This window comes from Streptomyces nanshensis (assembly GCF_001751255.1).
GTDB classification, from domain to species: Bacteria; Actinomycetota; Actinomycetes; order Streptomycetales; family Streptomycetaceae; genus Streptomyces; species Streptomyces nanshensis_A.
Window position 1 is genome coordinate 54,656 of record NZ_LJGW01000110.1, and the last position, 10,690, is coordinate 65,345.

General features: G+C 72.9%; 10 protein-coding genes. 7 read left to right on the top strand and 3 right to left on the bottom strand.

The window, feature by feature from the left end:
* Positions 1-522: 522 nt before the first annotated feature.
* The 4 genes from AN218_RS06075 to AN218_RS06090 all read left to right on the top strand — a co-directional run bounded on the left by AN218_RS06075 (position 523) and on the right by AN218_RS06090 (position 4,395).
* Positions 523-789 (top strand): DUF397 domain-containing protein, encoded by a 267-nt coding sequence (locus tag AN218_RS06075; protein ID WP_070015582.1) that lies wholly within the window; start codon positions 523-525, stop codon positions 787-789.
* A 115-nt stretch (positions 790-904) separates the two neighbouring features.
* Positions 905-1,894, top strand: coding sequence for an SDR family NAD(P)-dependent oxidoreductase (locus AN218_RS06080; protein WP_070015583.1), 990 nt, complete (start codon positions 905-907; stop codon positions 1,892-1,894).
* A gap of 515 nt (positions 1,895-2,409) precedes the next feature.
* Positions 2,410-3,513 (top strand): peptidoglycan recognition protein family protein, encoded by a 1,104-nt coding sequence (locus AN218_RS06085; RefSeq protein ID WP_070015584.1) that lies wholly within the window; start codon positions 2,410-2,412, stop codon positions 3,511-3,513.
* A 102-nt stretch (positions 3,514-3,615) separates the two neighbouring features.
* Positions 3,616-4,395: a YqjF family protein gene (locus AN218_RS06090; RefSeq protein WP_070015585.1), complete on the top strand. Its 780-nt coding sequence runs from the start codon at positions 3,616-3,618 to the stop codon at positions 4,393-4,395.
* A gap of 48 nt (positions 4,396-4,443) precedes the next feature.
* Here AN218_RS06090 and AN218_RS06095 read toward each other — a convergent pair whose 3' ends face one another.
* A complete protein-coding gene (locus AN218_RS06095) occupies positions 4,444-5,898 on the bottom strand; it encodes an NCS1 family nucleobase:cation symporter-1 (protein WP_070015592.1) in 1,455 nt (484 codons plus the stop codon).
* Between the two features lie 398 nt (positions 5,899-6,296).
* A complete protein-coding gene (locus AN218_RS06100) occupies positions 6,297-7,037 on the bottom strand; it encodes an aspartate/glutamate racemase family protein (protein WP_070015586.1) in 741 nt (246 codons plus the stop codon).
* A gap of 108 nt (positions 7,038-7,145) precedes the next feature.
* On the opposite strand from AN218_RS06100, the gene AN218_RS06105 reads away from it, so the two are divergent.
* Positions 7,146-7,421 (top strand): hypothetical protein, encoded by a 276-nt coding sequence (locus AN218_RS06105; protein ID WP_070015587.1) that lies wholly within the window; start codon positions 7,146-7,148, stop codon positions 7,419-7,421.
* Between the two features lie 113 nt (positions 7,422-7,534).
* On the opposite strand, the gene AN218_RS06110 is transcribed toward AN218_RS06105, so the two are convergent.
* Positions 7,535-8,707, bottom strand: coding sequence for an MGDG synthase family glycosyltransferase (locus tag AN218_RS06110; RefSeq protein ID WP_244900309.1), 1,173 nt, complete (start codon positions 8,705-8,707; stop codon positions 7,535-7,537).
* 201 nt (positions 8,708-8,908) lie between these two features.
* On the opposite strand from AN218_RS06110, the gene AN218_RS06115 reads away from it, so the two are divergent.
* Positions 8,909-9,694, top strand: a complete 786-nt coding sequence (locus tag AN218_RS06115) for an SDR family NAD(P)-dependent oxidoreductase (RefSeq protein ID WP_070015588.1) — start codon at positions 8,909-8,911, stop codon at positions 9,692-9,694.
* Between the two features lie 19 nt (positions 9,695-9,713).
* Positions 9,714-10,583, top strand: coding sequence for a DMT family transporter (locus AN218_RS06120; protein ID WP_070015594.1), 870 nt, complete (start codon positions 9,714-9,716; stop codon positions 10,581-10,583).
* Positions 10,584-10,690: the final 107 nt, after the last annotated feature.

Consider the following 10,690-nt stretch of genomic DNA (forward strand, 5'->3'; position numbering starts at 1 on the left):
CGCCCACAAGTCCGTACGTACACGCACGAGTTCAGATTCGGGAGAGATCGGCCCCGGGCTCAGCGGCCCCAACTGACCTGCGCCGCACCGGAGATGGCACGCCGCCCCCGGCACCGCTTCGCAGGCCGCAGCGAAGCGGGCCGGGGGCGGCGCCCTTCACGGGCCGGATGGCGCTTGGACGGCATCGCGCTCCCCCGCAGTACGACGCCGTACCCCCCAAGCCCGGCCCTGCCCCGGCAGGTTCAGGGACCGAACACCGGGAACCCGGTGTTCAGCATCACGTTGACACTATGTCGTTGTGGGCTTCAACCCGCAAGCATCGTTCTGATAATTTCAAAGCAAGTCGCAAGGAAACCGCTTGTGTTGACGCTCACACAGCTCCCAACGTGGTCCGCCCCGCACGTCGGGCCGGGCATGCCGCCGGTCTGGAAGCGCTCACTCGCGTTCGGCAGGCGACCGCACCACTGCGTACGTGCCCTCGACCGCGCACGTACCGCTCGACCCGCGTAAGGAGTTCGGAAGATGAACCCTGATGCTGTAACCGGCCCCGACACCGGCCGCCTCCGCAACGGCATGCCCGCCCGCGAACTGGGCACCGAGGGCTGGCACAAGCCCTGGAGCGGGCAGAACGGGGGCGCCTGCGTAGAGGCGAAGAAGCTGCCCGACGGCCGGGTGGCCCTGCGCCAGTCCACCGACCCCGAGGGCCCCGTACTGCTCTACACCCCGGAGGAGATCACCGCGTTCATCGAAGGCGCCAAGGCGGGCGAGGCCGACTTCCTCACCGCCTGAGCCGGTCACGGGAGCCGACCGTCCCGTACGGCGGGGCAGGCCGGACGCGCGGACGCGGACACGCCGCGTGGTCCGGCTTGCCCTGGAGCGCACTCGAATTCGTAGCGTGCGATCCATGACCACTCAGACACCTCAGCACAGCATCGGATCCGGCTTCGGCGCACGCACGACCGCGGCCGAAGTCCTGCGCGGCATCGACCTGTCGGGCAAGCTCGCGCTCGTCACGGGCGGCTACTCGGGCCTCGGACTGGAGACGACGCGCGCCCTGGCCGGGGCGGGCGCCCATGTCGTGGTGCCCGCGCGGCGCCCCGAGACGGCGCGTGAGGCGCTGGCCGGGATCGACGGCACCGAGGTCGGCACCCTCGACCTGGGCGACCTCGACAGCGTCGCGTCGTTCGCCGACGGCTTCCTCGCGACCGGACGCGGCATCGACTTCCTGATCGACAGCGCCGGCATCATGGCCTGCCCGGAGACCCGCGTCGGACCGGGCTGGGAGGCGCAGTTCGCCACCAACCACCTGGGCCACTACGCGCTGGCCAACCGGCTGTGGCCCGCCCTCGTACGGGACGGCGGCGCGCGCGTCGTGTCCGTCTCCTCCGCGGGCCACCACAACTCGCCCGTCCGCTGGGACGACATCCACTTCGAGCACGGCTACGACAAGTGGCAGGCGTACGGGCAGGCCAAGACCGCGAACGCCCTGTTCGCCGTCGAACTCGACGCGCGGGGCCGGGAGTCGGGCGTGCGGGCGTTCTCGCTGCACCCCGGCGGCATCCTCACACCGCTCCAACGGCACCTGGCGACCGAGGAGATGGTCGACCGCGGGTGGATCGACGAGGACGGCACCCCGCTGAACCCGTCCTTCAAGACCCCCGAGCAGGGCGCCGCCACCCAGGTCTGGGCGGCGACCTCGCCCCAGCTCGCGGGCATGGGCGGCGTCTACTGCGAGGACTGCGACATCGCCGCGGTCACGGACGGCGAGCGCCCCGCGGACGGCCCGGCCGGCGTACGGACGTACGCGACGGACCCGGAGCAGGCGGCGCGGCTGTGGGCACTGTCCGCTCGGCTGACGGGCGTCGACGCGTTCGCGCCGGAGAGCGCGGCCTGACTGGCGCCTCTGACGGACGGCGAGGCGGCCCGTGGAGAACGTCCCCGGGCCTCCTCGCCGCGGGGGGCGAGGCGCAGCGCGCACGCCCCGGCGCCCCCGGACGGCCCAGCCGCCCCTCTCCCCTTCGGCTGACCCGCCACGGGCCGCTCCCCGCGGGACCCGGACCCCGCACCGCACCCGAACCCCCTCGGTCCAACCTGCCGCACCGTCAGGTGACGCCCCGCCAACCTGCGCTTTCAGTGGGCCAACCACAGGAGGCGGAGCCCGGTTCGCTCTGCTACAGGTGATTCGTGGTCCGCGTTTCTTTCAGAACTCCCCGAAAGTCACAACGTGTTGCGCCCATGGGGTTGTCGCGTCCATGGCGTGCTGCTTTTACTTGCCAGGCGCGGAATCCGATTTCAGCCCGTGCGGGACGGGACCGCATCGTCCCGTTCCGTACGGGTCCCCCCACGCATCGGTGACCGAACTCCGAGCGCGGGAGTCACCGTTCCTTCCCACTCCCGAAGGAGACCGAGATGGCTGCACAGCCAGGCTTCGACCGCCGTGCACTGATCCGGGGCGGCATGGCTGCCACGGCCGCCGGTGCGATCGGTCTGAGCGCCGCCGGCACCGCGCACGCCGCAGGGCCGACGTCCCGTCCGCTCAGGGCGTCGCGCGCCACGGCGGCGGAACCCCGCATCTACACCACCGAGGAGTGGGGAGCCCGTCCCGCCTCCGGTGAGATCGTCATCGAGAACCACAAGCCGACGTACATCGTCGTGCACCACACCGCGGAGCCGGGCAACAGCGAGGACTACACGCTGGAGCACGCGAAGCAGATCTGCCGCGACATCCAGGACCACCACATGGACGGCAACGGCTGGTCCGACACGGGCCAGCAGTTCACCAACAGCCGGGGCGGCTTCCGGCTGGAGGGCCGCCACAAGAGCCTCGAGGTCGTACGCGGCGGCACCCAGCACGTACAGGGCGCCAACGTCGGGGACCACAACAGCGAGGTCATCGGCATCGAGAACGAGGGCCTGTACACCGACGTCGACGTACCGGCGGCGCTGTGGGACTCCCTCGTCCAGCTCGTCGCCTGGATCGCGACCCAGTACGGCACCGACCTCGCCAACATCAAGGGCCACCGCGACTTCAACTCCACCGAGTGCCCCGGCGAGATCCTCTACGGCCGCCTCCAGGAGCTGCGCGACGCCGTCGGCAACGCCCTCGGCCTCTCCGCCCCCACCGGCGACGACGTCCTGGCCTGGCCGCTGCTCAAGCCCGGCGCCGTCGGCGCCCGGGTGCGCGCCGCCCAGCACCTGCTGCGCGGCAAGGGCTTCGAGGTGCCGGTGAACGGCGTCTTCGGTACGGACACCAAGCGCGCCGTGGCCGAACTGGCCGACCGGCACGGGATCAAGCACCACACGTGCTCGGCCTCGTTCCACCGCACGACGGACGAGACCGGCTACCTCGGCTCGGACATCTGGCCCCTGCTCACGCCGTCGTCGCGTACGGCGGGCGACGGGGAGACCGCCGACGCCGTCGGCACGCTGCTGCGCAGCCGCCCCAGCGGCGGCACCCGCGCGGCGTCCGGCGACAAGCTCACACAGACCGACTGGAAACGGCTGCTGTCCTGACGCGGCAGCCCTGAGCGAGGGATGCGGCCGGGACGCGCTCCCCGGCCGCATCCCTCGCCTCATTACGGACGTCCGCCGCCGGCCCTCTGCGAGGGTGGGCCCGTGCCGCACTCACCACGCGCCCGCGAACCGGAGCCCGTCACACCGGACCCGCCCGGCCGGCTGAGCTCCTGGCCGCCGCCGCTGCTCACCCAGTCCTGGCTCGACCTGGCCTTCGTGCACTGGGCCGCCGACCCCGCCGACGTGGCACCGCTGCTGCCGCCGGGCACCGTTCCCGACGTGCTGCACGGCACGACGTACGTCGGTCTCGTCGCCTTCCGCATGCACCGCGTGGGCTGGTTCGGGCTGCCGGGCGTCCCGTACCTCGGCAGCTTCCCCGAGACGAACGTGCGGCTGTACTCGGTGGACGGGCACGGGCGGCGCGGCGTGGTCTTCCGTTCGCTCGACGCCTCCCGGCTGATACCCGTGGCCGTCGCGCTCGCCGGCTTCCGCATGCCCTACCGCTGGGCCCGTATGTCGGTGCGCCGGGAGGGCGCCGTCGTCACCTACACCAGCCGGCGGCGGTGGCCGGGGCCGCGGGGCGCGCGCTGCCGGATGGCCGTACGGACGGGCGCGGCGATCGAGGAGCCCACCGGGCTCGAACACTTTCTGACCGCGCGCTGGGGCATGCACAACGCGTTCCTGGGCCGGGCGGTGTATCTGCCCAACGCCCATCCGCGCTGGCCGCTGCACCGAGCCGAACTGCTCGCGTGCGACGAGGACTTGGTGACCTCGGCGGGGCTTCCGGCGCCGGAGGGGGAGCCGGTGAGCGTGCTGTACTCGCCGGGTGTGCCCGTACGGTTCACGCGCCCCGCACGCCCGGCCGGGGTGCCGACCCCCTGACGGCGGCCCGTCGGCGCCTGTGCCGACTGCCGCCGCCGGTACGGGGGTTCACGGCGCGGACTCCGTCTCCGGGGCGGCGGCCGCGTACCCGGCCGGGATCAACTCGTCCTCCAGCGGCCCCTCTTCACGCCGCGCCCTGGACCGTACGTAGTAGATGCCGCCGGCCGTCAGCAGCCCGAAGACCCAGGCGAACGGCGCGACTCCGGAGAAGGCGGGGGCCAGCGCCAGCACCGCGGAGACGGCCGCCGAGGGGACGAAGGCGATCAGCGCGTCCGGGTTGACGCCCCGGCGGAAGTGGTAGGCGCCGCTCTCCTCGGCGGTGAACAGGGCCTCCACGTCGATCCGTCCACGGCGGATCAGGTAGTAGTCGACGAGGAGCACGGCCACCATCGGCCCGAGGAAGGCGCCCAGACCGCCCAGGAAGTACTGGATGATCACGGGCGTCGAGTAGAGCTTCCACGGCAGCACGACGATCGCGAGCAGCGCGGTGACCATGCCGCCCCGCTTGAAGTCCAGGTACTTCGGCAGCAGGTTGGCGAAGTCGTAGGCGGGCGAGACGAAGTTGGCGACGACGTTGATGCCGATCGTCGCGATCATGAAGGAGATCGCGCCGATCACCGTCACCCAGGGGTTGTCGATGCGGTGGATGACCTCCACCGGGTCGGAGATGGCCTCGCCGAAGACGGAGACGGTGCCGGCCGTCATCAGCACGGCCGCCACCGCGAAGGCGGTGAAGTTGACCGGCAGGCCCCACAGATTGCCCCTGCGGTAGGCCCGGTGGTCGGGCGTGAAGCGGGCGAAGTCCGCGTAGTTGAGGACGAGGGTGAGGAAGGTGGTGACGGTCAGCGAGACCGCGATGGCGCTCTCGTGGAACTGCTCGCCGGTGCTCAGCCCCGTCACCGACTTCGTCAGCGAGATGTCGCCGCCCGCCTCCACCAGCAGCCACGCGGCGAGCACCAGCATCACGATCCACACCACCGGCCCGGTGGCGATGTCCTGGACCTTGCGGATGAACTCCATGCCCCGCGTGAGCAGTACGGCCTGCGCTCCCCACATCACCAGGAACGAGATCCAGCCCAGCCGCGTCTGCCCGAGGAAGCCGCCGGTGTCCAGGCTCTCCAGACCGGGCGATATCTGGAGGGCGAGCAGCACCAGCGCCTTGGACGCCAGCCAGGTCTGGATGCCGTACCAGGCGACGGCCATGATCGCCCGCAGCATGGCGGGGATGTTGGCCCCGTACACTCCCCAACTCGCCCGCGCGAGCACGGGGAAGGGCACGCCCGTGCGGTGACCGGCGTGGCCCATGCGGTTCATCAGCCACTGGAGGATGCAGACGCCCGCCAGCAGGGAGAGGAAGACCTCCCAGGGCGGCAGTCCCAGCACGAACAGGCTTGCCGCGAACGCGTAGTTGCTGATCGCGTGGGTGTCGGACATCCACAGCGCGAAGATGGAGTAGGCGCCCCACTTGCGTTCGGCGGCGGGGGCGAGGTCGCTGTTGCACAGCCGGGGGTCCGGTACGTAGCGGGGCGCTCCGCCCGGCGTCCCGGTCGCTGTTCCGGTCCCGGTCCCGGTCCCGGTTCCGGTTCCGGCGGGCGCGGCGGGCGCGGAGGGCGCGGAGGGCGCGGAGGGCGAGTCGGTCGGTGCGGAGGAGGGGGGAGGCGTGGGTCCGGTGGACCCCGTGGGGGACGTCGTCACGTGTGCATGCCTTCCGTCGAGCTGGCACTCCGGTGGACGGAAAGAGGTTTCCGGCCGTCCGGTTCCGGCGGAACCCTACGGTCCTGCATGCGTGTTGCGACATCGTTAAGACGGCGGCGAATCACCGGAATCACCGGCACCGTCCGCCGCCCCCGGAAACCCGGTGAGCGACTCCCGCCGCCAACTCGGTGCCGACCGCCGCGAGTTCAGCCGTTCGGCCGCAGATGCCGGCTCAACGGCCACGCCGTGACGGTCTTCGGCCGCGGCGGCGCGAAGCTGCGCCCCTTGCCCGTGGTCAGCCCGAGGCCCACGACCGCCTCGGCGAACGCCACCGCCGCCGCGACACCGTCCACCACGGGCACCCCCAACTCGGCCTCCACGCGCTCCCGCAGCCCGGCCATTCCGCCGCAGCCGAGGCAGACGACCTCCGCGCGGTCCTCGTCGACGGCCGCGCGTGCCTGGGTGAGGATCGCCTCCACGGTGCGGTCCGCGTCCTCCTCCAGCTCCAGCACGCCGAGGCCGGTGCCCCGTACGGACGCGCAGCGCTGGAGGAGTCCCGCCGTCAGCAGCCGGTCGCGGATCTGCGGCACGGCACGGTCGAGCGTCGTGACGACCGCGTAGGAGTGGCCGAGCATCATCGCCATCTGCGCGGCGGACTCGGCGATGTCGAAGACGGGTACGTCGAGGAGTTCCTGCGCCGCCTCCCTGCCGGGTTCGCCGAAACCCGCCATGACCAGCGCGTCGTAGGGCTCCTCCAGGGTGGCGAGCCGGTCGAGCACCGCGACGGCGCTCAGCGCCCCCTCGAAGTGCCCCTCGATCGACTCCGGTCCCCACAGGGGCTCCGTCGCGAGGATCTCCGTACCGGCTCGTGCGCTCTCCTCCGCGAGCGCCCTGATCGAAGCGGTCATGGAGGCGGTGGTGTTGGGGTTGAGAACGAGGATGCGCACGGCCGCTCCAGACGTCGGTGACCTGGGGAGTGACGGGCAGAGACTACCGGCGGCCCCGACGGCGGCTGCCGGGAGGCGCCGGTACGGGCACGGGCTTACGGTCGGGGCATGCACACCGGCGAACCCCGCTACGACATCCTCCTCCAGCCGCAGACGGCCGACTACGAGGGCCATCCGGACCACGGACCGGTGCTCCGGGCGCTCACCGTGCGGGCCACGGGCGCGCAGGGGGAGAGCGGCTATCCGCGCTATGCGGGCGAGGGCGTGGAGGCGGACATCGATCCGCGTACCCGCACGGTCGAGGCGATCACCCTGGACGGCGAGGAACTCCCGTACGGCTGGGTGGCGTTGGTCGCCGACGAGGACGGCGCGGCCACCGCCTGACGGTCCCGGGTCTGCGAACTCCCCCTGACCCAGGCCCTGTTGAACACCCTGTCGAACCCTGCGGTGCCGCCGCCGTGCCGGACTCCGCACGGCCGCCTGGTTCCCTCCCGTACTCAGGGAGCCCGTACGCCCGCGAGCGTCAGCTCCGTGATCCGCCGCGCAGCGTCCGCGCGGAACAGGTCGCGGCCGAGGGCGACGCGGCGCTCGCGCACCGGGCCCGGATCGGTCACCCGTCCCAGGATGAGAGCCAACTCCCGCCGGTCGCGGGCGAGTTCGCTCACTCCCGCGTCCGTCATCGCCCGCAGTCCCGCAGCGCCGTGCCCGGGAAGTGGCCGGTACCCGACCACGGGGAGACCGGCGGCGAGCGCCTGCGCGGCGGTCTGCCCGGCGGCGTTGTCGACGAGGGCGTGTGCCGCCGCCATGAGGTGCTCGACGTCCTCGGTCCAGCCCAGGGCGACCACGCCGGGCAGCCCGGACGCCCGGCGCCGCAGCCGCTCGTCCCGTCCGCAGAGCAGTACGGGACAGAAGCCCCGGGCCGCCAACTCCCGTGCGGTGCCCGGCAGTCCGGAACCGACGCCCCACGCTCCGGCGGAGAGCAGCACCACCGGGCGCCCCGGGGCGAGCCGTTCGAACTCCGCCCGCCAGCGCCCGGGATGTCCGCCGCCCTCCGCCGCCTCGGCGAAGCGCGCGGGGACGACAGGACCCGTCGCCTCGGCCGTGCCGCCCGTCGCTGCCTCCGCCGTACGGGCCGCCTCCTCGGTGAGGCACAGATACACGTCGTTGCCCTGGTGCAGCCAGCCGCGGTGCACCGCGAAGTCGACGACCGTGACCACGCTCGGCACCCGCAGCGTCCCGCGCTCCCGCAGCCGTCCCGTCACCTGCGCGGAGAGATGGAAGGTGGAGACCACGGCGTCCGGCTGCCACCGGTCGACCAGAGCCGTCAGCGGGCGCTCCGCGAGCGCCGCCAGCGGCGCGCTGCCGGGTCTGGGCACCGCCACACCACCGGTCAACTCCGCGCCGCCTGCCCCCCGTTGACCGTCCGGCGCCCGCTCCGGCCCCGGCGCGAGAAACGCCGCGTAGACCCATCCGTACAAGCCGGGAACCCGCCGTACGACTCCCCGGTAGCCGGCCCGCAGCGCCGCCCCCACCCCCGACGGGAGCAGCGCGAGAACATCCTCGGTGCGCACCGTGTGACCCCGGGATCGCAGCCGTTCGGCCAGCTCCCCGGCGACCGCGTCGTGTCCCGCCCCCATGCTGGCGCTCAGCAGCAGAAACCGTTGCCGCACAGTGCTCCCGGAGATCCGAGGTGATCGGCGCCGCGCACACCGCCCGGCGCCCGTACGAAAGAGGCGGGGTGCCGCGTTACGGCCACCGCGAACCGGACCCGAACGAGTGATGCGTACTGCTGGGCGTACGCCCCCCCACAGGCGGCGTCGGCCGATAGCCAGCATTCTGGGAGTCCTGCTCCTGATCACCCGGAGGGTGTCATGTTCGAGGGTTCTGGGCGGCTCGCGGCGCGCGGCACACAGCGGCCGGTGGCGCTCATCACCGGTGCCTCGTCCGGCATCGGCACGGCCGTCGCCGAGCAGCTCGCCGCGGAGGGGAGCTGGCGTCTGCTGCTGAACGGACGTGACGAGGAGCGGCTCGGCGACGTCGCGGTCCGCACGCGGGGCACCGCTCTGCCCGCGGACGTCACCGATCCGCAGGCCCGCGCCCGCCTCGCGCGCGAGGCGCAGGCGCACGGCGGCCGGGTCGACGCCCTGGTCGCCGGTGCCGGGATCGGCTGGGCCGGCCCGTTCTCCGCGCAGTCCGCCGAGTCCATCGACCGGCTCCTCGCGGTCAACCTCTCGGCCGTCGTGCACCTCGTACGGCTGCTGCTGCCCGGGATGATCGCGCGGCGCCGGGGGCGCATCGTGCTGATCGGCTCCATGGCCGGCAGCGTCGGCGTACGTGGCGAGGCGGTGTACGCGGCGACGAAGGGCGGTCTGATGGCCTTCGCCGACAGCCTGCGCTACGAGCTGTCCTCGACCGGCGTACGGGTCTCGATCGTGCTGCCGGGCGCCGTGGACACCCCCTTCTTCGGGCGGCGCGGCGCCCCCTACCACCGCTCACGGCCCAGGCCGGTGCCCGCCTCGCAGGTCGCGGTCGCCGTGCGCCGGGCGCTGGTGCACGGACGGCCGGACGCGTACGTGCCCGGCTGGCTCGGCGTACCGGCCCGGCTGCACGGCGCCGCCCCGGGCGTCTTCCGCTCCCTCGCACAGCGCTTCGGCTGACGGGAGTCGACGCGACGTGTTGCTTGTGCTGAGCGTCTTCCTCGCGCTGCTGGCGGCCCTGGCCAACGCCGCGGCCTCCGTCCTCCAGCGGCGCGCGGCGGCCACGGAACGTGTGGCCCCCAGCGGCAGACGCTTCTCGTGGCTGACCCATCTTCTGCACCGGCCGGTGTGGATGTGGGGCTCGGCGATGCTCGTCTTCTCCGGGATCTTCCAGGCCGGTGCGCTGGCCACGGGTCCGCTCGCGGTGGTGCAGCCGGTCATGGCGACGGAGCTGCTCTTCACGCTGGTCGTCGGCAGCGTCCTCTTCCACCGGCGTCCCGACACCCGCGCGTGGTGGGCGTTCCTCGCGATGGTGCTGGGGCTGGCCGTCTTCCTCGCCCTCATCCATCCCTCGACGGGCACGACGCGGGTGCCGGTACACCGCTGGGTGGCTACGGGCGCGGTGCTGCTCGTGCTGATGGTGCTGCTCATCGTGCTCGCGATGCGGCTGCCGTCCTCGCCGCGCGCGACGGTGCTCGGCGCCGCCACGGCCTTCGGCTTCTCCGCGACGGCGGCCCTGATGAAGGACGCGGTCGCCCGCCTCTCCGACGGCCTGGTGGCGCTGCTGACCGCGTGGCAGACGTACGCCGTGGGCGTCGTCGGGCTCTGCAGCTTCCTGCTGCTTCAAATGGCGCTGCGCGCGGGCACGCTGGTGGCCTCCCAGCCGGCGCTGACCCTCGGCGACTCCCTGATGAGCCTCGTACTGGGTGCGGTCCTCTTCGACGAGCATCTGCGGCTGGGCCTGCTCGTCATCCCGGAGCTGGGCGCGCTGGCCCTGGTCGGCGCGGGCAGCTTCCAGCTCGCGCGGACGCCGGAGGTCTCGGGCGACGACCACGGGGACGTGTGGTGAGCGCGGGCGCCGCACGCCGTACGGGCGGGACGGCGCGAGCGGTACGGGCCGCGCGGGACGGTGCGGGGTGGGCCGAGGGTGCGCGGTGGGCGGACGGTGCACGGTGG